Origin of the sequence: Shewanella colwelliana (genome assembly GCF_001735525.1) — a bacterium.
GTDB classification, from domain to species: domain Bacteria; phylum Pseudomonadota; class Gammaproteobacteria; order Enterobacterales; family Shewanellaceae; genus Shewanella; species Shewanella colwelliana.
The window spans coordinates 85,617-110,002 of sequence record NZ_MCBT01000048.1 but is presented as its reverse complement, the minus strand read 5'-3'; the positions used below and the strand labels follow the sequence as shown (position 1 = coordinate 110,002).

At 45.5% G+C, this 24,386-nt stretch carries 26 protein-coding genes and 1 riboswitch; of the genes, 1 reads left to right on the top strand and 25 read right to left on the bottom strand.

From position 1 onward, the window contains the following. Positions 1–2: 2 nt before the first annotated feature. The 22 genes from BEL05_RS18280 to bioB form a co-directional block, all read right to left on the bottom strand. Positions 3–551, bottom strand: coding sequence for an NAD(P)H nitroreductase (locus BEL05_RS18280; RefSeq protein WP_069672038.1), 549 nt, complete (start codon positions 549–551; stop codon positions 3–5). Positions 552–663: 112 nt separating this feature from the next. Beyond that, complete coding sequence (locus BEL05_RS18275) at positions 664–1,257, bottom strand: HvfX family Cu-binding RiPP maturation protein (RefSeq protein ID WP_069672037.1); 594 nt, start codon at positions 1,255–1,257, stop codon at positions 664–666. Positions 1,258–1,420: 163 nt separating this feature from the next. Beyond that, entirely contained in the window at positions 1,421–2,485 is a 1,065-nt protein-coding gene (locus BEL05_RS18270; protein WP_139151919.1) for a phosphotransferase, read from the bottom strand. Between the two features lie 12 nt (positions 2,486–2,497). Then, complete coding sequence (gene pnuC, locus BEL05_RS18265) at positions 2,498–3,154, bottom strand: nicotinamide riboside transporter PnuC (protein ID WP_028762149.1); 657 nt, start codon at positions 3,152–3,154, stop codon at positions 2,498–2,500. Between the two features lie 37 nt (positions 3,155–3,191). Continuing rightward, positions 3,192–3,452, bottom strand: a complete 261-nt coding sequence (locus BEL05_RS18260; RefSeq protein ID WP_028762150.1) for a YkoF family thiamine/hydroxymethylpyrimidine-binding protein — start codon at positions 3,450–3,452, stop codon at positions 3,192–3,194. A 57-nt stretch (positions 3,453–3,509) separates the two neighbouring features. Further along, entirely contained in the window at positions 3,510–5,657 is a 2,148-nt protein-coding gene (locus BEL05_RS18255) for a TonB-dependent receptor (protein ID WP_069672035.1), read from the bottom strand. 71 nt (positions 5,658–5,728) lie between these two features. After that, positions 5,729–5,849, bottom strand: a riboswitch (TPP riboswitch). A 117-nt stretch (positions 5,850–5,966) separates the two neighbouring features. Beyond that, on the bottom strand, positions 5,967–6,356 hold the full coding sequence (locus tag BEL05_RS18250; protein WP_028762152.1) for a YcfL family putative periplasmic lipoprotein: 390 nt from the start codon (positions 6,354–6,356) through the stop codon (positions 5,967–5,969). Positions 6,357–6,400: 44 nt separating this feature from the next. Next, positions 6,401–6,865, bottom strand: coding sequence for a PaaI family thioesterase (locus BEL05_RS18245; protein WP_028762153.1), 465 nt, complete (start codon positions 6,863–6,865; stop codon positions 6,401–6,403). Further along, on the bottom strand, positions 6,858–7,358 hold the full coding sequence (locus BEL05_RS18240; protein ID WP_028762154.1) for a PaaI family thioesterase: 501 nt from the start codon (positions 7,356–7,358) through the stop codon (positions 6,858–6,860). Before BEL05_RS18240 ends, BEL05_RS18245 begins: the two co-directional genes overlap by 8 nt. A gap of 30 nt (positions 7,359–7,388) precedes the next feature. After that, positions 7,389–7,742 carry a purine nucleoside phosphoramidase gene (gene hinT, locus BEL05_RS18235; RefSeq protein ID WP_028762155.1) on the bottom strand — a complete coding sequence of 118 codons (354 nt, stop codon included), beginning with the start codon at positions 7,740–7,742 and terminating at the stop codon, positions 7,389–7,391. A 205-nt stretch (positions 7,743–7,947) separates the two neighbouring features. Continuing rightward, complete coding sequence (locus tag BEL05_RS18230) at positions 7,948–8,520, bottom strand: hypothetical protein (protein ID WP_069672034.1); 573 nt, start codon at positions 8,518–8,520, stop codon at positions 7,948–7,950. A 172-nt stretch (positions 8,521–8,692) separates the two neighbouring features. After that, positions 8,693–9,544, bottom strand: a complete 852-nt coding sequence (locus BEL05_RS18225; protein ID WP_028762157.1) for a CsgG/HfaB family protein — start codon at positions 9,542–9,544, stop codon at positions 8,693–8,695. A 2-nt stretch (positions 9,545–9,546) separates the two neighbouring features. After that, the gene (locus BEL05_RS18220) at positions 9,547–9,960 is read right to left on the bottom strand and encodes a curli assembly protein CsgF (protein WP_051412846.1); all 414 of its coding nucleotides are present in this window, start codon (positions 9,958–9,960) and stop codon (positions 9,547–9,549) included. 16 nt (positions 9,961–9,976) lie between these two features. Beyond that, entirely contained in the window at positions 9,977–10,444 is a 468-nt protein-coding gene (locus BEL05_RS18215; protein WP_028762159.1) for a curli production assembly/transport protein CsgE, read from the bottom strand. After that, positions 10,441–11,067 (bottom strand): LuxR C-terminal-related transcriptional regulator, encoded by a 627-nt coding sequence (locus BEL05_RS18210; protein WP_028762160.1) that lies wholly within the window; start codon positions 11,065–11,067, stop codon positions 10,441–10,443. The genes BEL05_RS18215 and BEL05_RS18210 overlap by 4 nt, the downstream gene beginning before the upstream one ends. A gap of 165 nt (positions 11,068–11,232) precedes the next feature. Next, the gene (locus tag BEL05_RS18205; RefSeq protein ID WP_245687029.1) at positions 11,233–11,790 is read right to left on the bottom strand and encodes a curlin; all 558 of its coding nucleotides are present in this window, start codon (positions 11,788–11,790) and stop codon (positions 11,233–11,235) included. 258 nt (positions 11,791–12,048) lie between these two features. Continuing rightward, the gene (gene cctA / locus BEL05_RS18200) at positions 12,049–12,399 is read right to left on the bottom strand and encodes a tetraheme c-type cytochrome CctA (protein WP_028762162.1); all 351 of its coding nucleotides are present in this window, start codon (positions 12,397–12,399) and stop codon (positions 12,049–12,051) included. A 371-nt stretch (positions 12,400–12,770) separates the two neighbouring features. Next, positions 12,771–13,634 carry a protease HtpX gene (htpX, locus tag BEL05_RS18195; protein ID WP_028762163.1) on the bottom strand — a complete coding sequence of 288 codons (864 nt, stop codon included), beginning with the start codon at positions 13,632–13,634 and terminating at the stop codon, positions 12,771–12,773. A 248-nt stretch (positions 13,635–13,882) separates the two neighbouring features. After that, a complete protein-coding gene (gene bioD, locus BEL05_RS18190) occupies positions 13,883–14,554 on the bottom strand; it encodes a dethiobiotin synthase (RefSeq protein WP_069672033.1) in 672 nt (223 codons plus the stop codon). Then, positions 14,539–15,336, bottom strand: a complete 798-nt coding sequence (locus BEL05_RS18185; RefSeq protein ID WP_069672032.1) for a methyltransferase domain-containing protein — start codon at positions 15,334–15,336, stop codon at positions 14,539–14,541. The genes bioD and BEL05_RS18185 overlap by 16 nt, the downstream gene beginning before the upstream one ends. Positions 15,337–15,414: 78 nt before the next feature. Next, the gene (locus BEL05_RS18180; RefSeq protein ID WP_069672031.1) at positions 15,415–16,566 is read right to left on the bottom strand and encodes an 8-amino-7-oxononanoate synthase; all 1,152 of its coding nucleotides are present in this window, start codon (positions 16,564–16,566) and stop codon (positions 15,415–15,417) included. A gap of 28 nt (positions 16,567–16,594) precedes the next feature. Then, complete coding sequence (bioB, locus tag BEL05_RS18175) at positions 16,595–17,647, bottom strand: biotin synthase BioB (RefSeq protein ID WP_028762167.1); 1,053 nt, start codon at positions 17,645–17,647, stop codon at positions 16,595–16,597. Positions 17,648–17,799: 152 nt separating this feature from the next. On the opposite strand from bioB, the gene bioA reads away from it, so the two are divergent. Then, a complete protein-coding gene (gene bioA / locus BEL05_RS18170; protein ID WP_028762168.1) occupies positions 17,800–19,134 on the top strand; it encodes an adenosylmethionine--8-amino-7-oxononanoate transaminase in 1,335 nt (444 codons plus the stop codon). Between the two features lie 33 nt (positions 19,135–19,167). Here bioA and BEL05_RS18165 read toward each other — a convergent pair whose 3' ends face one another. The 3 genes from BEL05_RS18165 to BEL05_RS18155 all read right to left on the bottom strand — a co-directional run bounded on the left by BEL05_RS18165 (position 19,168) and on the right by BEL05_RS18155 (position 24,224). Further along, complete coding sequence (locus BEL05_RS18165; protein WP_245687028.1) at positions 19,168–20,253, bottom strand: sensor domain-containing diguanylate cyclase; 1,086 nt, start codon at positions 20,251–20,253, stop codon at positions 19,168–19,170. A 312-nt stretch (positions 20,254–20,565) separates the two neighbouring features. Further along, a complete protein-coding gene (locus BEL05_RS18160; protein WP_028762170.1) occupies positions 20,566–20,931 on the bottom strand; it encodes a DP-EP family protein in 366 nt (121 codons plus the stop codon). Continuing rightward, positions 20,931–24,224 (bottom strand): nSTAND1 domain-containing NTPase, encoded by a 3,294-nt coding sequence (locus BEL05_RS18155; protein WP_069672030.1) that lies wholly within the window; start codon positions 24,222–24,224, stop codon positions 20,931–20,933. Before BEL05_RS18155 ends, BEL05_RS18160 begins: the two co-directional genes overlap by 1 nt. Between the last annotated feature and the right edge of the window lie 162 nt (positions 24,225–24,386).

Sequence of the window (24,386 nt, the reverse complement as noted above, 5' to 3'; positions counted from 1 at the left end):
AGTTATAGATAGCGCACCACATCGGTTGCCAGTTTCGTTGGCTTGATAGGCGCGGTGACCGCTGGCGTACCAAGGTATAAAAAGCCGATGATCTGGTCGTTGTCTCTTAAGCCTAGATCTTTATGTAAAACACGATTAAAAGCCAAGCCTCCGGTGCGCCATATGCCTCCCAGCCCAAGAGCAAAGGCTGCCTGTTGCATCGCCATACAGGCACAGCCAACCGCAAGGTGTTGCTCTAACGCAGGCACTTTGGCATGCTCAACAACTTTAGCCACCACAGTGATCACCATAGGGGCACGTTGCGGCATATTAGCCATTTTTGCTTGGGTACTTTCATCGCTGCCTTCAGCAGCACTGGCGTTTACAAACAACTGCCCTAACTTTGCCAACCCATCTCCTGAAGCCACGATGAATTCCCACGGATTAAGACCTGCATGATCAGGCACTCTTATCGCTGCACTTAAAATGGTGTTCAACTGCTCAGCATTTGGGGCTGGCGCCACTAGACGCGGCGATGACTGTCGAGTTAAAAGAAGTTCAATAGCATCCACAAGGCGTTCCTGCTTTGTTAATCAATCATTAAGCCAGCAGAATAACAAATCACTAAAAAAAATCCTACTAAAACAGTAGGATTTACATCAGCAAGCTATCTACTTATATTACTTAGGTTAACTGATTACGCTTAGCAATCAAATAGTCGACACTGGTGTAGCGCCCACCGCCAATAATCACTAGAGCAAATAGCATTAATAGGTAGGTCACAGCAAATTCAATGCCGTTGTTTAGCACCACAAAATTACCTGATGAAGTGAGCCAATCATAGTTACCGTGTGTTTGTAACAGAGATTTGGCCGCCGCTAATTTATCAGCAGACGCCAACACTTGCTCGTTAGCCAGCCATGAACTCGCATCGGCAATCGCCAACCAGCCATTTTCCCAATGCACTGCAAACGCCGCAACGAGCATAGTAAACATGAGCGGAATAGAGATCAGCCGGGTAGCTAAACCAAGGATTAGTAATATGCCCCCAAAAAACTCAGACCCAGCAGCCAATGCAACCATGACCTCAGGCATGAGCAACCCCAATCCCCAGTCTGGATTACCAAACCACGCTGCGGTGTCACTAAAGTGCGACAGTTTATTGTAACCTGCCTGCATGAGCACGGGTGCCAGATAGAGTCTTATTCCTAAGGCCGCTAGGCCATCACTGTGTTTAACAGCCGTCAGAAACTGTCGGTATATTGCGCTGATTTGCATGAAATACTCCCTTAATCTGTTTATTGAGAGAATAGACCATGCAGAGCAATGTTATATTTCGGTGACTCGCAATTAAATCTGTTTCGGCTAATTAACAAAGCACTGACAAGTCGCTGCAACAAAAATGTTAGGTATTGTTAGCTGAAGTCGTCGAGTGGCGAAGTTAATCGATTAGAGCGATAAAATCATCGAAGCAGTTGAGGTAAGCGTCGAAAGAGTGGTGGGTAAATGACTCGAAATTGTCAGTGCGCGTGAGTGTATCATCGTCATTGTTCTCACTTGAGGTGTTTGAATCCATATCTGAGTGATGCGAGATAGCCATCAGCAATCCCCAACAACAACCAAAATACCAATAGATCTCAATGGCCGCAGGGACTGCCTTTAACGCATCTGAAGTGAGGTTTGGATTATGCTCAAGATAACGGCTGATCAGTGTATGTCTTTGGGACGTTGACAGTCTATGGGTTGCCAATACGCTCGCTAGGTCCACTAACGGATGTGAACTGCAGGCGTATTCATAGTCGATGCACCAGAGTTTATTTTTAAATAGCAGGTTATGCGGGTTCAGATCACGATGACTATATTGTGGCCCAAGCATACAAGCTTGGAGCAAAACTAATAGCTGCTCTATCTTATCACTCTGCGCCATCAACACCTTAAAACGGGTTTGCCACAACTGCCTCTGAACTATATTGAGATGACATGCCTGTTGCCTGCTGTGTTGAGTTAATGCCTGGCGATACTCATGCCACTGCTGTGGCAGCGACATCTGATTTATGGGCAGTGGCAGACTTGATAAGGTATTAAGTAAATTAAGCAGGTATTGTTCCGCTTCTGGCCAAGGCTCAAAACAATCGATAAGCGGATGTGCACGATTGGCACACATCAACACACTCCAATCAGTACTGTGTTCGATATATTCGCTGAGGTAACATTGATTATTGGTACTATTAAACAGCAGCTTAGGTGCAACATCGGCACTTTGCGCGAGCCGCCAATTCGCTAATTCTGCATTTCTGTCGCAGATGCCATTACTGGCAGCGCTATTTAGCCGCAATACCCATTTCCCAGTTTCAGTGGCAATCAAGTAGTTATGGTTACTTAATCCACGAGACAAGGCAGTAATCATCGTGTTGTTGTCGAGTAAGCACCCCACATTTTTTAATGCAAGGCGCACCTCTTCATCCAGTTGATCGAACAACTGCAGGGCAGACAATGAATCGCTCAATCAGCCCCTCGACTACTCATAAGAGTATTGTCCATTAGCGCTTTGTTGCTCATTTCTCATCGTCGTTCGCCACAAGAAATAACCGCCTATCGCCATACCCACATAAAGAATAAACAGCAGTGACGTCAGCATCAGTCCTTTATTGAGGTAAAGATAGATGGAAACGACATCGATAACGACCCAATAAAGCCAGTTTTCCAACACTTTTTTTGCGACCAAGTAGGTCGTCATTACTGCAAAACAGGTGGTTGCCGCATCGAGATAAGGAAAAGCAGCCTGAGTGTAGTTTGCCATCAAGTAGCCAACCATGAGAGACGCCAACGTGGTGATACCGATTAACAATGAATGCCGAGATAACGACCAACTTACCACGACCACCCCTTTATCATCTCCCCGTCCACGGCTCCACATCCAATAGCCATATACGGCCATGGCCATATAGTAGATATTAAGTACCGACTCCATCAACAACGACACTTCCCAAAACAATACCGTGTAGATAGCAGTACTAAAAAACGCCGCCGACCAACACCATATACTGCCACGCATCGCCAACAACAGGTACGCCATCGCTAACACCACCGCAATAGCTTCCCACAAGGTCAGCGCATTGGCTTGTGCCATCGCGCTGGACAGGGATGAAACAAATGCCGACCAAAAATCTACCATATTAAAAACTCTGCTTTAGCAACGGAAAAATAAGAGATTATTGAGTATGGGTTAAGTCCAACTCACCGCCAATAAACTTGACGACAAATACCGCTTTACCCCATTTCTCATGAGCCGCTTGCATCTCAACGGCGAGCATCGCCATCACCTCGCTATACTCACCACAAATTTGCGTCGCCATGGCATTCGTTTTACGCTCAACGCTCTTATAGCTATCCACCCTATCAATAAACCACTGTATTGGTTCAATATAGTTCTCTTTAAATGGATACATACTTATTTCGGCGGTTAGTTTCATTACAACTCCTAAAGGGTCGCCAGCCGATGCTGGCAACCTGTAAAAACCAAAAATGGGTTACATAAATTTCACGTTAACGGTGACACCTAGCTGACGTGGGTCGCCAAAACGTATGTACTGCTTATCTGCCCAATCGATGTCTGGCTCGTTACCAAAGTAGAAGCCACGTACGCCATATTGCTCATCAAACAGGTTACGTCCCCAAAGGTATGCCGACCATACATCGGTTTCATAACCAATACGCGCATTAAAAATAGTATAGGGGTCTGATTTAGAGTCATTACTATCAGAGTAATAAAATTCACTCTTACCACTGGCCGTTAGATTAGCAAACCAGCCGCTATCGGTGCGATATGTTGTCCCTGCACTATAGGTAAAGTTAGGTGAATGAGCGAGTTCACGACCCGTAAGATCGACCGTTCCACCGTACTTATCTTGATATTCATAATCACCGTAGGCAGTTTCTAACCAGCCTAATGTGCCGTAAACCTTCAGATTATCGGTGGCATACCAGTTACCTTCAAGCTCTGCACCATAGTTATGTGAGCTACCGGCATTTTCGGTATAAAGAATGAATTTTTGCGGCTCAAGGGGATTTTGCTGTGAAGCTGACACTTGCTGATCGCGTCTATCCATATAAAACAGCGAAAAGTTAGTGCTCGCATTGCCCTCAAGCCACACCGACTTAATCCCTAGTTCATAGTTATATAGGGTTTCAGCCTCAAACTCTTTCTTATCGCTTAACTCAACAGGCAGTGACATATTAAAGCCGCCAGCCTTATAGCCTCGTGCAAGACGGAAATAGCTTTCATGGTTATCTGACAAGGCTTTACTCAATGCAATATGACCGCCCCACATAGTTTCTGACGGTTCAAAACCATCTCCGTCGCTATCACTATATTCACTGTCACGGCGCTCTACACGCATACCAACTGATAAAGCATATCCTCGGCCTAAATCAGAATCTAACTGACCAAACAGCGCCAGATTTGTAGCACTGTACTCGGCCGTTAACGCATCTCCCCAACCGTTATAGAACTCATTGGTATCATTGTCTTCGTCAAGTTTCATGCCGTATACGCCCACAAGCCAATCGGTACTGTTATTAAACAGTCGTCCTGCTTCAGTCGAACTTAAACGAAACTCTTGCGACATAGTTTGTCTGTCACCAACCTTGTCCCAAGTATAATCATATTGGCAAGGAGCCCCCTCACAGACTCTAGCCGCCCAGTAATCAGGATTAGCCCAATCACCGTCGTAGCCATGGTGGGTATCACTTTGGGCAAAGGAGCTTAATGACACTAACTCAAACGCCTCTGCACCAGAATAGGTGAACTTTAAAGAACCACCGGTAGTGCGCTGCTTATCCCCCCCTGGCGCATCGGTTAAGGTGTCAAAACCATTGTTATCCAATGTCCACGCATCATAACCATTATTGAAATCGGCGTGCAGTACAGACAAATCAATAGCAAGATCGTCGGTCGCATACCAGCGTAGCTTAACCCGACCACTAAACTCGTCACGACTATTGGTATCATCACGGTCTAGATAAAGGTTATCGCGATAACCATTTTGTTGATGTTGTTGCAGTGACACTCGGTAAAGTAACTTGCCAGAGTCCGTTAATGGTCCTGAGCTAAAACCACTAAATGTAGTCAGCTGATCATCGCCCAGCGACACTTCAGCGCCATGTTCAAATACATCAGTGGGATCATTACTCTTTAGATAGATAAGACCTGCCAGGGCATTAGCACCATAGCGAGTTCCCTGAGGACCTCTAAGCACTTCCACTTGCTGCAGGTCGTACATCGATGCAATCATTCCAAGCCCGGACATGTCGATATCATCGATGATGTAGCCAACCGAAGAGTTAGGCGCTCCTTGATACTCTTCTTGCTCACCTACGCCGCGGATTTGAAAATATTTGGCGCGAGAGCTACCACCTGACCAGTTAAAGTTGGCCACCGAATTGAGGAGATCTTCAAAGTGTTGTGCGCCTTCATCTTCAATCTGTTGCTGATCGATAACGGTAATACTCGAGGGCATTTTGTCCAGACTTGACTGGCGAAAATCGGATGTAACGACGATCACTTCCATCTCATCACTGCTTTTATCAGTGTTGAGTTCATTAGACCATGCGTGTTGTGATGTTAGCGCTGCGGTGACCGCAAGTGCGACCGGTGTTAAGGATTTGATTGTAAACATAGGACCTCAAATTTATATTGAGATCCGGCACTTAAAAAAGCGAGAAAGAAAGCACAGTGAGATTATATTAATCCGTAAGTGTGGCCCATTCCTACGCCGGTATTAGCCGGATCAGGTTCTAAGGGTTTGTCACTAGACATCTCAGTTAGTCGTATCTCTTGGAGATACAGACTCACACCCCTTGGCCCGAGCGATTATACATGAGTCATACAAATTGTTGACATTTTTAACGGGTAATTAGGTATAAATCATAAAAAAACGCCAGCATTGCTGACGTTTTAAACAATCTCAGCCACACTAATAAATAAACTAGTTTGAAAAGGCCTTTCTCACATACAGTTCACAGCGCACCGCACTACTATTAGGCGCTACCGCACTAACCTGCATCTGCTGTTTACCGTGCAACTTTAACGACTTCCAAGAAACCCCCTCATCTTCGATGGTAAGGCCGTTAATATCGTACCAAGTAAACTTATACTGCAGGCGTAGATCCGTCGCGACCTTACTACTAATAGTGCCAGCGGCTTTCAACGGATCGCCTTGACCAACCACCATGACACGTTCAACCGACACCTCACTATTAAAACGAGTGTTATCGATACGTTGTTCACCCGTAGAACTGGCCATTATCCCTGCTGTATGAGGCGCGCAGGCATTAAGAGCGAATGCCAGTAGCGCTATGACAATAATCTTATTCATTTATCTCTCCTTCAATACCCTAGGTATGAGCCACTTTTTACTTTCTATTCAATTAAAAAGTGAGCTCTAGCGGTTGCAATAAGCGACTTTCTATTAGTCTGCCAACAGTTAATATTAACGTTGGCCACACGGCGACCTTGACGGGTGATCTTACACTCTGCAAAGGTATCTCTATGATAGCCAGCTCTCAAGTAATCAATTGAGAAATCAACAATCTTAGGTACTTTACTGGTCTGCATAAAGACCATTAACTGCACAATGGCCGACATTTCCATAAAACCTGCTATCACGCCACCATGAATCGCTGGCAAAGTCGGATTACCAATATTTTCATCTTTAGCTGGTAGTTGGAATACCAACTCATCCCCAAAGCGCACCACCTCCATACCGATAAACTTAGCATAAGGAACATGGGCTAAAAGATGACTAAAGTCATTTAATTCAGTGGCTTTTTTTACTATTTCTTTAACGTTCAACTCGGCGCTTGATGCGTGCTGAATATCACTCATACTCATCTCCCATTAAAGCACGTCTAAATTCATCCCCTACCATATCAGGACTAATACGCATAAATGAACCAACGGCATGGGCTATTGGATCATCAATAGAGTCTTGGTAGGCGATAGCGCGGGTAAACGCGATACTTGATGACAGCTTGTAACACTCAGCAAAACCAAAAACCGACTTATGCGGCTGTGCTGGTTTCATATAATCAACTCGTAAATCAAGCGTTGGTGACAGCTCTAGAGAGTTAAACTTATCGAAAATACTGCAGACCACCGCACTGCCGCTAGCCGTGTCCATGAGCGTAGTGATCACACCACCGTGGATCACTCCAGTATCAGGATAGCCAATCAATTCAGTGCTATAAGGCAGCTCAATCAATACATGATGTTCACTGCCTTCTAACACTTTAAGCTGCAGACGGCGACATTGAACCAGTTGGTCAACAAAGCGTGTCGCTAAGCCTGTCAGCGGGAAAAAACCTGGACTTACTTTCATTAACTAAGGCCTCTTATTCACTAAATGCATTCAACGTTTAGTGACTAATGGTCCCAAAAAGTCACCACCGAGCAGATGCATATGAATATGGAAAACCTCTTGGCCGCCATGCTTGTTACAGTTGATCACTAACCGATAACCATCTTCCGCAATACCCGCTTCATCTGCGAGTTTGGCCGCAACGGTGATCATCCGCCCCAGCGCTTTCTCATCGGAAGACTTAACATCATTAATGGTGGGGATGAGATGATTTGGAATAATCAGAATATGAGTTGGTGCCTTAGGGTCAATGTCCCTAAATGCGGTAACCAGCTCATCTTGATATAGAATTTCAGCAGGGATTTCACGTCGAATGATTTTACTAAAAATTGTTTCTTCGGCCATCGAAGCATCCTCTCAGAGAAAATATTCCTGACAGTATACTCACAAATCAGTGGTTGTGATAAATCTATTCATCAGTAAATAACAGACCAATAACCAAGCGCTTAAATTATCAATCGCTATAGGAGCGAAGTTTCACACACCTAAATGCAATGAACAGCAAGGCCATATACGTTGCATATAGGCCTCGCCACTCAAACTCTATTCTTTAGTCAAAGGCCAATTCATCATTGGCTCGTTGACTCTCTGCTCTTTCAGCTAAAGCATCTGCACGCGCCAGCTCCAACGCAATTTGTTCAGGTGATTTAAAAATAACTTGGATAGAGCCTTGTTCGTTGCGATTGGGTGCCTGTTGCACCACGAATGCACTCGTGTTGTCATCAAGCCTGCCATACCAGCGTTTACCTATGCAGTGCCCCTGAAACACACATTTATAAGAGCTAAGTTCACTACTTTTACTTTCAGTCGTGTGATAACCGATATTAATTAAAGAGGCTTTGATAAAATTGAAGTCGTCGTCAAACTGACTGCTGTGCTGTGAATAATAGCCACTTTGCATCATGACCTTCAAAAGGCCTGCAGCTTGTGTTCCGTATAACTCATAATAACGAGCAATGGAAGGGCCCTTTGGAAGCGTGTGTGTGGTGACCACTTGCTCCGAAGCATTCTCCACGATCTCACCATAGCCTTGTAAAGGCGCCCCCCAAGTTAAACCAAATAGTGCCGACGCATTAACCGTGAAGGGAATAGCCAGAATGAATAAAGCGATCTTTCTAATCATGAGGTGTTTTCGAGAGTCAATAAATTGGCGACTTTATAACAAAGGATACATTTAATTACAAAAAAACTATTTAAAAGTATGAGCTTAGTATAAAATATGCCAATCTCAACCTCTTTAAAATCCATGTCAAAATTCCAAGTCCGCACTGAAATCTTGCACCTAACATCGCCGATTACCCCTGCTTAATTTTTTCACTTACACGTAGAGGTGAGTGAGCCTCCAACCAATACTTTTGCAGCACAGGATTATTCAAACCACTATGCCTATCGGCAAGGCTCCACGCGCCTTTCCAAATACCATCGGCAATCATATGTACCACAGCACTTTCAATAGCGGAGGCAACACATAAACTCACAGGCTCATTTGAGGTATAACCTAATTCCGACTCCAATAGCTCTTGTGCATCAATAAACTTAAACACGCCTGCAGAGATCTCTTTAGAAAGAATTGATTTTGTCGTGGTCACACTACTTAACAATCGCCCCGTTCTAATATCAACCGCACGTAAGTTAACCGTCACCGTATCCACCCTAAACTGGCTTGAAGCACCAATACCGAGATAACGGGCACCTGCACCACCTGTTTTGATGTTGGTATCATAAGCAACAATACCGCCTTCCATCAGAATTTGGGCAGAATTAAGTTGAGGTAGTTGGTTAGCATCACCTTTAAGCCCCGCCCTTACAATTTTTCGTTCTGTCAGCAGGTTTTGTAACCCTTCTCGCTCAACAGGGACGAACCAACTTGAATCATTGAGTGCCTGTGCTAAAAAGGCTGTACCACTTTGCGGCACTGCGGTTGAAAAGTTACTCGATGGAATCGGTTTATATTGCCCAGTTTGATCCCTAAAATCATAAACTGCTGCAACCATCGCACCTTGTGGTGATGGCAAATTGACAAGATCGTAATAGGTTTCACCTTTAGGCATTAAGCTGCTCGAGGCTTCGATATTGTCAAATTGTTCGGGAACAGAGGAACACGCCGTAAGGCAAAGTAAAACACCCGCAATTACAAAGTTTTTCATCATTAACCGCCTACCGTACCACTATCGACTAAACCACCCACTTCAATCACTGTTGTTTCACCTGTGACTAAATCGGTGATATGCACCAGCAACATACCATCTTCATTAACCACTTGGATCTCAAAGTCAGTGGTTTTCAGATAGCCTTCACCACCATTAGCCGCATCATTAAATAGTTGGCTCATTAAACGCGATTCTAGTGAACTGGCCATTCGTTCGAGCGCTGTAGGAGGGGTATAGCCTGAGCCCCCTTTATGATCATTCTGAGCTGACGCGTTAGCTAACAGGTAGGAGCCATTTAAATAACTCCCACCGAAATTAGGGTTAACTGGCGTATAAATAAGTTGAGTAGCTGCCAAATCTAGGCTGATTAGCGCCATTGCAGCCGCTGACCAGCTCAGTTGTTTGTAATGCATATGAATAATGTCCTTATTAAAACTCATCCGGAGCCAAATCGGGATCTAACCATTGAGCCCAACTGGATTGTTTTTGATTTTGCATCAAAACCTGATTCACTCGCTTAGCCGCTCCCACCGCTTGCTTATCAAGATCGCGACTTGCTGGCGATATCACAGTAATATAGACCGGCTTACGATTATGTAGGATGAGCACCTTACTGCCACTGCGGGCAGTGGCTCGCTCAACAACGCTTAAACCTGAGTGTTGCGTCATACCGCCAATATCTCTGTAAGCCGCTACAAATTCACGATAAAAACGATGACCCACCCTGGTCATCGCACGATTGAGTATCAGCCCATCAATCAAATCACTCTCCTGTTTAGGGAGCGCATCGCTGATACTTTGCTGTTGGACTTGGTGGGCTTTGTTAATACCAGTATCTGCAGCTTGCGCAGTGACACTGCACAGCAGAAAAATTAGCCCGCCAAATCGATGGTTCACTGCTGCACCTCATGCAGATGGGTCTGTGCCCATGCAATGGCTTGTCCGCGACTGGATACGCCAATTTTTCTAAACACGCGATAGAGATGAGTCTTAATAGTACTTTCACTGACAAACAATTGATTAGCAATATCAATATTGGTGCTACCACTTAATAGCGCCTGCAGCACCTCTCGCTCTCTTACGGTCAAGTTATCAGCACCGTCAGCATAATCATCATCGGTAGCTGACGACAGTAACTGCTGCGGTATAATCGTTTGACCACGTAATACATTGCTTAAAGATTTACCCACCTCTTCAAGCGAAGCATCACTGAGAAAAACGGCGGCTGTAATGGGTGAAATAAGAAATCGAGCATCGATCTGTTGGGGATAATGTAACAAGACGACTCTGGCTGAGTGTCTCTTCTCTATCTGCTTTTGAATTTGATAGGCGCGTTGTACATCAACACTGGAAAGATCAATCACCACCAATGAGTAACTTGACTCATTCATGGTCGCTTCAACTTGCTCTGGAGACACTTTGGCTAGCTTAACTAAAAACTCTTGAGGCCATCGCGTATCCAATAAGTCGGTTAATAATTGCGATCGTGAAACCACTACCCAGTTAATTACTTTGAACATCCTGCTCACTCCATGTCGCTACGTCGTAGCGTATTTCCATTAGTTTCGCGACTATCATAACAACTAAAATCTAAATAAAAACCATTCCTAAGATCCGACCTGATAAAAAGGATTAGAACAAATTAGCTGTTTACTCGCTTTTTTCACTATAAAATGCTGATAATACTATTGATTAACATGCCCCTGAGTCACCACAGTATTCTGCGAATTTCCCCACTGAGCAACAACCACACCATGCCCTGAACCATATTGGTTAATCGTTACCGCATTTTCGTAACCCGTTTGATAGATAATGGCGCGATTATCATTGCCCTGTTGCTCAACATCTAATGACAAAGCTGTACCATACTGAGAAGCGACGACTAAATTATTAAATCCTACCTGCAACAAACTCGCCTCAATAGCGATGCCATCTTGCCCAATTAAACTCCGATTACCACCGCCTTGTTGGCGAATATCAACAAAGATGTCAGTACCGCTCTGCGTATTTAACGCTAAATTGGTCACACCTATCTGATGGATATCAGCATCCAGTGCATCACCAGACTGGTTGATGGCGGCTTTATTATTGAATGCCGATAATTCGTCAATCTCGCTCAAGTCAACGCTGGCAAGTGACGTAAACGAAACAAGGCTAATCAAAACCAGCACCAGCATCCCTAGTAAACTTCTATAGCGCTCGTAATTTTTACGCAGACTTCCCATGTGCGGTTTCTCTTCCATTTAATCTGCAAAGATTATCACCTCATCACAAGCATCCTTCGTCCCCAAAGAGTATTAAGTCACCCTAGACTAATAGCCTATTCAACCGAAAGGTCTAATACTTTACTACTATAAAAAAGCAGATCTACAGGTCTGTTGCATGAACTAAGGAGCTGACAGTTTGAAAGTTAAAGTGTGCAAGATGACAGATGCCCATCCTTCTATTGCAGGCAAAAAAATACCAGCCACTTGGCTGGTATTTTCAATCTCTTATTGAGATTACTTATTTAATACTGACTCTGCAGTACGGCCATCATCATGGCAACTGTCACAAGCTGGTTTATCACCAACATTAGAGTCATGTGGCGCATGGCAATCTGCACACATAAGGTTGCCATCATGTGGCTGATGCACCGCATCCATTTCAGCTAGCGTACCATGACAGCTTTGGCACTGCTCAAACTCATGAGCACCGTCTGCTGAAGGTTCGCCGTCAGCATGACATGCTTCACAACCATCCATCTCAGCATGCATTTCAGCAAGTTCTTGTGGCTCAGCCATCGCTACTGGAGACAAGGCTAACGCCGCTAGACCAGCACCAAATAACGCACTTAAAATTTTCTTGCTCACGATAATATCCTCTTTATATTTGGCATTGTGGGTTAGTTTTATATGGTCCCATCTAGCCGTCATCCAATTTGCACAACTAGGCTTAAAATAGCTAAGGATTGGCTGATTGGCAACTTTTATGTCGGCGCAATCGTAACAATTCCGTTATCGACAAAACGTGCGCTTAATCAAATATCTATGACTTACACCACCAAACCAAGGTTATACGTGAGTTTTGTCACAGCCCTACCATGCAATTGAACATCTATTGTCTGCGGTCATCATCCCCCCCTGCATTAATTCAGCAATCTAACCATAGGCAGAAAACCTTAGTGTTTTAAAACGACAAACGGGAGCCGAAGCTCCCGTTTGATAACCAATATTGTGATTGATTATTTTGCTTTTAGCGCCGCAATACGTTTTTCAAGTGGCGGGTGACTCATCATGAGTTCTGCCATCGACTTCTTGCCATTGATACCAAACGCTGCCATTTGCGCAGGCATAGCCCCTGTTTCTGGGCCTTGGCGTAAACGATCTAACGCTGCAATCATTTTTTGTTTGCCAGCAAGCTTAGCGCCGCCCTCGTCAGCCTTAAATTCACGAATACGAGAGAAGTAAGCCACAATCATCGATGCCAAAATACCAAACAACATATCCAGGACAAAGACCACTGCCATATAGGCAAACATTCCTAGGCCTTCACCCTCTTCGTCGTTACTGGCGACAAAGTTATTGATGATCCCGGCAACAACACGCGCTGCGAAGATAACAAAAGTGTTTACCACACCTTGAATTAGGGTCAAGGTCACCATGTCACCGTTAGCAACATGACTCACTTCGTGGGCAAGCACCCCTTCAATCTCATCTTGAGTCATGCCGTATAACAAACCACTACTTACGGCTACCAACGAATTGTCTTTACTCGGTCCCGTTGCAAACGCATTAAGCTCTGGCGATTGGTAAATAGCAACTTCTGGCATTTTAATGCCAGCTTGCTCAGCCTGGCGTGCAACTGTTTCTAACAACCAACGCTCTGTGTCATCACGTGGAGTGGTGATCACTTCGCATCCCATGGTCTTTTTAGCCATCCACTTAGAGATAGCCAAACTGATAAATGCACCACCGAAACCAAAGATAGCTGCAAAGACTAACAAGCCGCCCATCGTTGAGGTATTAACCCCTAAAATTGACATCACGATTGACGCAACTAGCAAAATCGCCATATTCGTCGCAATCAATAAAAAAATACGCTTCATGTAAGCTCCTATAAGACACACTATTGTGCCAATTTAACCCTATAACGACATAATATGTCCGAAAATTCAAATCTCAAGGGGTAAACGTAAAAATAAATTCATCACTGATTAATTTCAGTGCAAATCACGGAATTAATCCAAGTCACGCAGTCTAGAAGTCGATGCTTAAGCCAATCTTAAATAAGCCGTAAGTTAATAAGATAGGCCATTAAACTTAGTTAATTAACAAACAAATAGGCGAAGAACGACTAAGACAACGCATCGATATCACAATAGCCAGCAGCCGTTGCCACGTTTCGACTCGGCAGATAAGGAACAACACCTAGGCAGGGTGATGTCATTAACTCGGTTAATGTTGTCAGGTTTTCTTGTAGATAAGCCATGTTGGGATCTGTAACATTAGCTACCCAACCTGCCAAGGTTAAACCATCGGCCAATATCGCCTCTTGGGTTAACACCGCATGATTTAAACAGCCCAACTTTACACCCACCACTAAAATCACTGGCATAGATAATTGCTTAACCGCCTGAGATAAAAACTCGCCCCCCCCCAATGGCAGACGCCAGCCCCCCGCACCTTCTACCAGCATCAGATCGGCACTGCTAAGAGGCAACGCCTCTAAATGCTGGCAAATTGCATCGACACTCAAACCTATGCCAAGGTGTTTAGCCGCAATGTGAGGCGCGATAGCGGGCTCAAACGAAAATGGATTTACTTGTGAGTAATCCAACTTCACGCTGGACTGAGCTATTAATGATAAAGCATCGGTATTTCTCAGCCCCTCTGGCGTCACCTCGCAACCCGAGGCAATTGGCTTTAATCCCAACGTCGAGCCTCTTGCTTGCGCCGCATGCAGCAGCGCCGAACTCACAAAAGTTTTGCCACAATCGGTATCGGTTCCGGTTACAAAATAGCGCATGGTTCACCTACTAATTTTCCGCGTACAATCATGATCTGATAGGTCAATGGTAAGCCCTGTGGCTGACGAATCGCTTCAGCGCGCGAAGTAAGCTGTTGCCAATCTTGCCGACCTCGAAGTCGCGCCTGCTGTGATGCATTATCTGTCGTTGCCCTTACCGATGCGCCCACCCCTTTTATCGAATAAAGCAAAGGCTTTAACTCGTCAAAAAAAACCGTAAACTCTTGACAAACAATAGTTAACTGTTGCCATTGCTGGGCATCAAAGCAGGCATTAATCCTATCTAAATGATTAAAATCATTTACCCGTAAACCTAACTGTTTTAGCTCATCGAGACTGCCATGACCAACAATAGCTAAATGGCACTCGCCATTAGGCTGCAGCACTCTCTCGATTTCAGCCACGGCACTTTGTAGGTCTTCACACCACTGCAACGCCAAGTTTGAATACACCAGCGCCACGCTATCATTTTTTAAAGGCAGCGCCTGTGCATCAGCACATAGTGGTATTTGCTCTGGTTGCGTGATTCCTAACTGATTAAGCATGCCCGGTGCAATATCGACCGCTACAACATCACTGACTCCCGATAGTGCTGAAAAATCAGTCCCAGGCCCGCAGCCCAAGTCGAGCAAACGACCACTGGCATTGATTGAGTTAAGCAAGTGTTTTGCTGTACTGCGCTGCACCACATCATGGCGTTGATAGTCACTCGCCGCCAGAGAGAAACATTGCGCAATAGTCGACTGTTTAACATGAAACGATGCTTGTGACCCTGTTTTCACTACTTCAGGTTCCTATAAATATGTAATTCTCAATACTAGGTTTTGGACAAAGACCTGGAGAGGCTGCACAAAATTGACTCAGCGCTCTGAACTAAGGGCGCTAGCTAAACAACTGACTAACATGTCGATCTGCGAATGGCTATGGTTAACGTTAAGGGTGATACGCAAACGAGCACTGCCTTTAGGTACTGTGGGCGGACGAATCGCGCCAACCCAGATCCCAGCTTGCTTAAGGTATTCGAACACCCGCTGTAACGACTCCAGCTTGCCAACGATAATCGGTTGGATCGGCGTATTAGAATCAGTTATCGCCACGCCTGATTGCAGACATAGCGCTTTAAAATACGCAATATTATCAGTTAACTTCTGCTGCAGCTCACCAGTTTCAATCGCCAATGACACCGCACAATTGACAGCGTAAGCCGCACTCGGCGACAAAGCCGTCGAATAGATATAATCGCGCGCATTGGCAACGAGAAAATCGATACAAGCGCGAGAACCTAATATCGCCGCACCCTGGCCACCAAGGGCTTTACCGAAAGTCACCACTTGAATGTCGCAATTATGGGCATTGGCTTGCTGTTGTGCACTTAAAACACCAAAACCGTGCGCATCATCGACTATCAGCCAGCTCCCCTGCTGCGTACAGGTTTTATAGAGCTGTGAGAGTGGCGCAACGTCACCATCCATACTGAACACACTTTCAGTGACCAGCGCCAATGGCTGATGAGCCTTAATTAGCCGCTGCGCAGCTAGTAGATCATTGTGTGAAAATCGCCTTAAGGTAGCACTACTTTCACGCAGACCATCAATTAACGACGCATGGATCAGCTTATCCGCAACTACCGTATCACCCGTGCCAAACAAGGTTTTCATTAACGCACTATTGGCGCTAAAGCCAGAGCAAAATAGCAAGGCTGCCTCATGACCTGTCGCCTTGCAAAGGCTAGATTCTAGCTCTGCATGGGCATCGCCGTACCCCGTCACTAATGGCGAGGCGCCGCTGCCAACACCATAGCGTCTTGCGCCTTCAACCAACGCATCGATCAATTGAGGCGACACACTCAAGCCCAAATAATCATTGCTACTGAAGTTAAGGTAATGCTGCGCCTCACAGGAAAACTGGTTAGGGGAGCTTGCCGTTTGTGTCAGTTGTACCCGAGCCCGTAATAGCCCCGCAGCTTGCGCCGCGACTTTTGCCTGAGCAATTTTCGCCGACAGCCCTGTCATACTAGAGACTCACCCGCGCAAGGCTCATTTACAGTGCGCCCGCATCATAAAATGCCTGACTCTGTTTGTCTTTTAGTGCCTGTGCTTTAGCAAACACGGCTTTATCATCTTCCACCATAGCAGCCTTCCCCTGTTCAGGGTGCAGTCCTAGGCGTTTAAGTAAAGCCATATCGTCATTTTCTTCAGGGTTACTAGTCGTAAGCAACTTGCAGCCATAAAAAATAGAGTTAGCGCCAGCAAAGAAACACATCGACTGCAATTCATCACTCATCTTCTCGCGCCCTGCTGACAAACGCACCCGCGATAAAGGCATAACAATACGCGCAACGGCGATGGTGCGGACAAACTCAAGCGGATCAAGATCATCCAAGTTTTCAAATGGCGTTCCGGCAACCTTCACCAACATATTGATCGGTACTGAATCTGGGTGCTTTTCCATGTTGGCAAGCTGTTGCAACAATCCAGCTCTATCCGTTGCCTGCTCGCCCATACCAACAATGCCCCCAGAACAGACTTTCATGCCTGCGGCACGAACATTTGATAGGGTATCAAGCCGCTCTTGGTAGGTACGCGTGGTAATAATGTCGCCATAATACTCAGGAGAAGTATCAAGGTTGTGGTTGTAATAATCCAAGCCCGCATCAGCCAGTTCACTCGCTTGCGAAGGAGAAAGCATGCCGAGTGTCATGCACGTTTCCATCCCCATCGCCTTCACTTCACTCACCATATCTTTAAGGTATGGCATATCTCTTTGATGAGGATTACGCCAAGCGGCTCCCATACAAAAACGTGATGCGCCGGCGGCTTTCGCGGCACGTGCTTCGGTTAATACCTTATCAATTTCTATCAGACGTTCTTTCTCAAGCCCGGTATCATAGCGAGCACTTTGCGGACAATATTTGCAATCTTCTGGGCATGCACCCGTTTTAATCGACAAAAGTCGGCTTATCTGAATCTCATTGGGATCGAAGTTTTCACGATGTATGCTATGGGCCTTGAACAATAGATCGTTCATAGGAAGTGAAAAAAGCGCTTCTATTTCATCGCGCTGCCAATCATGGCGAAGTTGAACTTGAGACATTGATACCAGCCCTTACTCTAATCTATTATTACCGCGGCACTGGGTTTAACCACGACATTTATGTTGATTAGCATACCGTTAGGTCTTAATCTGTCAACGCCAACCAGTTTACCAAGTTTACTAACGGTTAATTTTTAACCAAGGAAACCATTATGTCTTCATACCCCACCATTGACTACGACTTCGATCAGCAACATATATGGCACCCTTATACTTCTATGACTCACGCCCTACCAACATTTGGGGTGGTAGCAGCTAACGGTTGCGAGTTAGTGTTAGACAATGGTAAAGCGCTGATCGATGGTACCAGTTCTTGGTGGGCCTGTGTCCATGGCTACGGACACCCGCAGATCCTTGCCGCCATGAACGCACAACTCCACACCTTAAGTCACGTCATGTTTGGCGGCATCACCCATCACAGCGCTATTGAGGTGAGTAAGCAACTGGTAGCCATGACCAGTGATAACTTAACTAAAGTGTTTTTGGCCGATTCTGGCTCCATCGCGGTCGAAGTTGCCATGAAGATGGCACTGCAATACTGGCAGGGGCGTCAGCAACCCAAAAAACAGCGCATATTAACAGTTAAAAATGGCTATCACGGTGACACGTTTGCCGCCATGAGTGTGTGTGATCCCGAGGGCGGTATGCACACAATGTTTGGCAATGCTGTTACCCAACAGCTGTTTGTCGATGCGCCGCAAACCCCTTTCGGTGCAACGCTACTAGCCGATGATCTGACCGCCATGCATCTGATGTTAACCAACCAGCATGAGTCCGTCGCCGCCGTGATCATAGAGCCAATTATGCAAGGTGCTGGGGGAATGCGTTTTTACAGCGCTGATTATCTTAAAGCATTGCGGGCATTATGTGATGAGTTCAATGTGCTACTGATCTTAGATGAAATTGCCACAGGATTTGGCCGCACAGGTAAACTGTTTGCCTATGAGCATGCCGATATTGAAGCCGACATCCTTTGTGTAGGTAAAGCGCTCACAGGCGGTTATATTTCGCTGGCGGCAACCTTGTGTAGTGACGAAGTCGCCCAAGGCATTAGTGACTCACCATCTGGTGTGTTTATGCATGGCCCCACTTTCATGGGCAACCCGTTAGCCTGCGCTGCGGCCAGTGCTAGCCTATCGCTGATTGCAAATAATGAGTGGCAAGCCCAGGTGTCGCAAATCGAAACCCAGATGTGCCAGGAGCTTGCCGAGGCCAGCCACTTTGACGGCGTCAAGGATGTACGAGTATTAGGCGCGGTCGGCGTAATTGAGATGAATAGACAGTTGAATACCGCCGCACTGCAGCAGCAATTTGTCGATCTAGGGGTATGGATCCGTCCATTTTCCAATTTAATCTACATCATGCCGCCCTACTGCATCAGCCAGAGTCAATTAACAACACTCACCCAGGCAATGAAAACGGTGGCTAAATCTGTTGGTCAGCAAACTACAGCTAAAACTGACACCCAGTTTATTAGCCATGGCTAACCCATTTAACCACCCACATCTTTTGAGTTAATGTTATAGGCTCAAATTAATCCGATTGCGACCATCAGACTTTGCTCGATAAAGCGCCGTGTCAGCGGCGCATACTAAAGCAGTCGGGGTACGATATTGCCCTAAGACTTCGACGGCGATTCCTTGGCTCACGCTCACCCGCACTGAAGGATGCAAGCCCAAATCGGTAAAAGAGAGCTGATTGATAGCGGCTTGCACCCGTTTAGCCGTCAGCTCTGCAGTTCTGGCGTTGCAGTTAGGTAAGATCAACGCAAATTCCTCTCCCCCATAACGCGCTGCCAAGCATTGCCTACTGGGTAACGCCTTCTCAACCACCTGCGCTATTTTTTGCAAGCAACGATCGCCATTGACGTGACCATATCTATCATTGAACAACTTAAAATAGTCCACATCAATTATCACTAAACTGAGCGGTTGATGTCCATTAATGCTGTCATTCCAACTTGTTTGGAGCATTTCATCAAACTCATGGCGGTTTGCCAGTCCAGTCAGTCTGTCCGTACGGGCTTGGCGTTTCAGTTCATGGTATTCGGCTTTATGGGTGGTGAGGTTGTGCATCACCCCTATGAATAGGTTTTCGCTGCCTGTTTGGCTGGCAGGTAAACAAGAGAGGGATAAGTCCACATCAAGTAATAAGCTGTCGGCGCGATGAATCACCACCTCTTTTGGACCATGATTGCTGGGCAATTCGTGGCACTTTTTCCAACTAACGAACAGTGACAGATACTCATCTTTATGTTGATGGCCGAGGAAATCACACCATTGCTGGCCAATCAGCGCTTCGCGTGGGGCACCAAATAGCTGCGCGGCCAACGGATTTATCATCTCAAATACACCGTTGCCATTGACCACAAAAATCGCTTCTGACATGTAGTTGATAACCGTACCAAGGGCGTTCAGAAAGTCATTTTTTACCGTTCCAGCAATAAGCTCATCAACGAAATCTAACTGTTTTTTTGCTCTGTCGAGGTTATCTTTTGGTGGCTGGCTGCAGGTAATATCCTGAGATATTCCCATGCGCTCAAGTCGTTTTGCCAGGTCCTGGTTCATGGTGTCGACAACCACTTTTTTCACTGATGCTGATGACATTTTGCGTTCCCTCTTGCCAGTATTCTTAGTCAGTAACTGAGAGCAACACCCCAACTAGTTAAGTAGTGCTACTCCGATGACTAACAGATTAAACAAAAAATCAGCAAACAACCTTCTGGCAACCTTCCCACATATATCTTTGATATTAAATGTATTTTCACAATGAGATATAGGTAGAAATGAAAAAGAAGAGAAAGGAAAATCAAGGTTTAGCCGTTTACAGTCCCAGCAGTACAGAAAAAAAACGGCTTTGTGATAGTTAAAAATGGCTCGAAAATCGTTTCAAGCCACAGCGACATATAGCGTACATACCTAATCGGTTGGGTCATTCTTAACTTGCGGATCCTGCGTCTCATATATATTACCTGCAGCATCAGCAAGCAATAATTTTAACCCGATAGTTCCATTAACAACATTGACATCTTTTAACACAAGTAAGCTACCAGCAGCCTTAACTTTAAAAGAACTGATATCGGCAAGCACTGATGCTGGAGACTGGTCTTTCTTTGGAAATACCGCGCCCGCAAATAGATAACCTAAGTTTTGTTCGTCATTAATTTTATACGTTATCTTAGCCACATTTGTTTTTACAATCACCGGGTTTACGTCAAACGAAAATACTGGACCAGCAGGACCCTCTTTTACATCGACAGTAACGGTTATTTTTTCACTAGACATTATTCACTTCCCTTTGGTTGGACAAACATTGTTTCAACGATTCTTTCATTAACGATCAAGTCACTAATCTCTTTCTCGTCATCTAATTGTTCTAGACATCTTAGTGCATCCACATAGGCCACAACATATTTTGGATCTTTATCAACTTCAACGATATCCGATAAATAGGCCTTCGCTGCCATGCAGGCAACTGTAACATCTGAGAACGGGTTTTCAGCCAAAGCAATCGACGCTGCCAATAACTCAACCCTTGCAGCAGAAAGCTTGTACTCAGCCTCATCAGCATCGCTACCTAATAATTGAAAACTAATGTGTTTCGCTTTGGCTAACCAGCGCTTAGACGCTTCAATATCATTACTTTTCAAAGCGTACCTAACTAGAAAAGCATAAAATCCGTAGCGAAGTCGCTGGGTTTTTATACCGTCAGAGAAAGACTGTTCAGCGCTAGCCATCTGTTCAATCAGTTGATCTACATTAAACAGGTCTAACTCATCACTCTGAGGATAATCGAGTTTTAAACCAAGTAAATGCAGTTTTATCATAAACATACGTCTAGCCCAAACTTGGTTTTCAGCATCAACGCCTAACAGCGTTTGAATCAGCTCATGGCTCTCAACCGCACTATTCCAAGCAAGATGATAATGACCACGATATTGATACTGTAAGGAGATACTGTGATAACTCAAGGCTAAGATTTCCGCCAGGTAGGCATCTGTTTTAATCTCTAACGGCATGCTGGCAAACTCAGCTTGAATAGACTGATGCTCGTTAATGCTGAGCTGCAACTCGCCATTTGACAATGCCGCACTAGCAAGCCAAGAGCGGGTATCGGCAACATCGGCAAGTAAAGAGATATTAGACGGATTTTTAGCAACAGCTTGCTGTTTTAATACCAAAGAGCGCTCAAAATGTTGTCTGGCTATACTGAACTGTTTGAGGTTCATCGCTATCGACCCCAAAGAGTTCAAGGCATACGATAGCTCCATTAAGGCTTCTTGATCTTGCGGTGCCTTTAACAACATGGTGTCGCTATAGGCACGATAAGCTTGAAAATAAGGCTCAGCCGCCTGCCAATTTTTAGCGTCGTATTGTATCTGTCCAAGCCAAAAGCTATTGGCACCTAGGGTTTTTAATAGCTCAAGATTGCTGTCATCAACTCGTAATAGTTTTAGCAAACTGTCTCGTGCTGCTAATAGCGCTTCTGTCGCCTCGGTAATATTATCCCTTGAATAGGCTACTTCACCTATCGCTTCTAATGTTTGTGCATGCTGAAATTTTGCTTCGAAACTAAGATGACTATCAGTTTCAAGCAATGATGCCCCAGCAAAATACTCTAACGCCTTGTTACTGATCCCGTCGAGCAAGTCCATTCGGCCAATACTGCGCAGTTTATCGGCAAAATCACCCACCATAAAACCCAGTAAATTTTCTGCGGCAAGCCGCTTCTGTGTTGCCTCTTGCTCAGCATTAAAGCTTTTGACGCTCATTAAAATCGATATAAACGTCAAACTGCACAGTAGTGCAATCGTGACTCTGCCCGTCCAACGCCGAATTGCCGCACGACGCTTGGAAGCGGCAATAAACTCAAGCTCTCGTTGATCTAAACTAAAAAAGGGGTTGAGCCGCAATGCATCGGCCTCATGAAGTGGCTTGCCATCCGCCAATAAATAGGCGCTTTGTTTATCTTCGCTTAACCAGCGCTGGGACAGGTGGAACAAACGGCTTTTAATGCTAAGGCTGTCATGATGGGCCTCTATCCATGCGGTGACGCGCGGCCAGCAGCGCAATAACGCTTCATGCGCAATACTAAAACAGGCCTCACCATGTTGAAGGTGAGAGACAAATAAACGACTGTCGACCATCGCCTGTACTAAACGTTTCTCCGACTCATTGGCGAGCTCCGCCCAGCGCGCGCTGCGACTGGTGATCGACTTTTCATCTTCTCTTAAAGTCACCAATAGGGATAACACTTTGGGTAAGCATGCTTGTTGCTTAGGGTTCAGCGCTGCTATCGCCTCTTCGGCATTTTTCCCAATGGCCCCTTCAATCCCGCCTAACTGATGATAAACACTAGCTTTTAACTGGTCATCGTCACTACGCTGTAAATACAAGGCTTGCAGCATATATTGCAACATGGGCAAGGTGTCCGGGTTACCCGCCGCCTCGGCACATAACAGCTCATCCAGCGGCGTGGCGCTCAGAGGGTCAAACTCCCAATTTAGATTTGCCGCAATGGCAGGTAAACGCACCATCTGCAACAACTCATGGCGACTCGGTGGCGCCAAGTCAAAATGTGCACCTCGAGATTTACCCGCCATTAAGCTGGGATATTCCACCAGCAGAGGATAAAAATCGTTACGGCAAGCACTAATAACCAATACACAGCCGGAACTGGCAAACAGTTCAATTAACTCAATAAACAGGTGCCTTTCAACCTCCGTAAATAGTGGTGACGATAGCAGCACCTCTAACCTGTCAATAAACAGGGCCAAAACCGATAAGTGATCAGCATTTTCCCTTAGTGCAGCCTGGCAACAATCAACAACAGATTGCGGATTTGAGCGCAATAACTGCGCTAAAGTGTCACTGCTTAGTCCATCAAATACCGGGGTATCGGCCAGTTCCCAGTCAAGCATAACACTGGCAAGACTGAGCAGCAGTTGTTCACTTGAAGCATCAGCTAAATCAAAACAAGCGTAAGAGACTGCCTTCAGACCATTGTAGCCCTGTTGGGCCATCAAATTGGGCATGATGCCTGCGTTAACTAAAGATGATTTACCGCTACCACTAGGCCCCAGTACCAGACAAAACCCGCGCCCAAACTGGATCTGCTGCGCTATACGGTCTAGCAAGGTCGTTACCTGATCGCTACGACCAAAAAATACGGCTGCATGCTCAGGACCATAAGCTTGTAGCCCTGGAAAAGGCGAACCAGCATGCCAGCTCTGCTCGCTGACGGCTTGTTCTGTGCCAATGGGAAACGTGACTTTGGCTAAAGTACGATAACCGCGCTTACGGATGGTTTCGATATAACTGGGATTGGTGGCGTTATCGCCAAAGGCACGGCGTAGTTGGTTGATGATCTTATGTAGGGGATTGTCGCCCACCTCAGATGCGGGCCAACACTGACTAACAATCTCATCGCTACTGAGCACTTCACCATCGTGACGACACAGAAGCTGCAGCACATCCATCGCCTTAGGCTCGAGCTGCTTAAGGATATCGCCACGCCGCAATGAATTAGCCGATGGCGTTATCTGCCATTCACCAAAAAAGAAATAAGTTTCATCCATTGAATGTTTGCCTAGCCAACATTACCCCTTAAACCGCCACGATTGGCTGCGTCATTAAGCACCACTGTGACCTTATGTTCGCGTGTGGCGCAAGTCAATGATGAGTATCATTATCATACTAAATCATGCTAGCTTAACTGATTCAATACGTGGTTGCAGTAT

Coding starts and splice junctions, on each gene's coding strand:
- BEL05_RS18275 (WP_069672037.1), bottom strand. CDS start 1,257: ATGCAAATCAGCGCAATATACCGACAGTTTCTGACGGCTGTTAAACAC.
- pnuC (WP_028762149.1), bottom strand. CDS start 3,154: ATGGTAGATTTTTGGTCGGCATTTGTTTCATCCCTGTCCAGCGCGATG.
- BEL05_RS18260 (WP_028762150.1), bottom strand. CDS start 3,452: ATGAAACTAACCGCCGAAATAAGTATGTATCCATTTAAAGAGAACTAT.
- BEL05_RS18255 (WP_069672035.1), bottom strand. CDS start 5,657: ATGTTTACAATCAAATCCTTAACACCGGTCGCACTTGCGGTCACCGCA.
- BEL05_RS18250 (WP_028762152.1), bottom strand. CDS start 6,356: ATGAATAAGATTATTGTCATAGCGCTACTGGCATTCGCTCTTAATGCC.
- BEL05_RS18245 (WP_028762153.1), bottom strand. CDS start 6,865: ATGAGTGATATTCAGCACGCATCAAGCGCCGAGTTGAACGTTAAAGAA.
- BEL05_RS18240 (WP_028762154.1), bottom strand. CDS start 7,358: ATGAAAGTAAGTCCAGGTTTTTTCCCGCTGACAGGCTTAGCGACACGC.
- hinT (WP_028762155.1), bottom strand. CDS start 7,742: ATGGCCGAAGAAACAATTTTTAGTAAAATCATTCGACGTGAAATCCCT.
- BEL05_RS18230 (WP_069672034.1), bottom strand. CDS start 8,520: ATGATTAGAAAGATCGCTTTATTCATTCTGGCTATTCCCTTCACGGTT.
- BEL05_RS18225 (WP_028762157.1), bottom strand. CDS start 9,544: ATGAAAAACTTTGTAATTGCGGGTGTTTTACTTTGCCTTACGGCGTGT.
- BEL05_RS18220 (WP_051412846.1), bottom strand. CDS start 9,960: ATGCATTACAAACAACTGAGCTGGTCAGCGGCTGCAATGGCGCTAATC.
- BEL05_RS18210 (WP_028762160.1), bottom strand. CDS start 11,067: ATGTTCAAAGTAATTAACTGGGTAGTGGTTTCACGATCGCAATTATTA.
- BEL05_RS18205 (WP_245687029.1), bottom strand. CDS start 11,790: ATGGAAGAGAAACCGCACATGGGAAGTCTGCGTAAAAATTACGAGCGC.
- htpX (WP_028762163.1), bottom strand. CDS start 13,634: ATGAAGCGTATTTTTTTATTGATTGCGACGAATATGGCGATTTTGCTA.
- bioD (WP_069672033.1), bottom strand. CDS start 14,554: ATGCGCTATTTTGTAACCGGAACCGATACCGATTGTGGCAAAACTTTT.
- BEL05_RS18180 (WP_069672031.1), bottom strand. CDS start 16,566: ATGACAGGGCTGTCGGCGAAAATTGCTCAGGCAAAAGTCGCGGCGCAA.
- bioB (WP_028762167.1), bottom strand. CDS start 17,647: ATGTCTCAAGTTCAACTTCGCCATGATTGGCAGCGCGATGAAATAGAA.
- bioA (WP_028762168.1), top strand. CDS start 17,800: ATGTCTTCATACCCCACCATTGACTACGACTTCGATCAGCAACATATA.
- BEL05_RS18165 (WP_245687028.1), bottom strand. CDS start 20,253: ATGTCATCAGCATCAGTGAAAAAAGTGGTTGTCGACACCATGAACCAG.
- BEL05_RS18160 (WP_028762170.1), bottom strand. CDS start 20,931: ATGTCTAGTGAAAAAATAACCGTTACTGTCGATGTAAAAGAGGGTCCT.
- BEL05_RS18155 (WP_069672030.1), bottom strand. CDS start 24,224: ATGGATGAAACTTATTTCTTTTTTGGTGAATGGCAGATAACGCCATCG.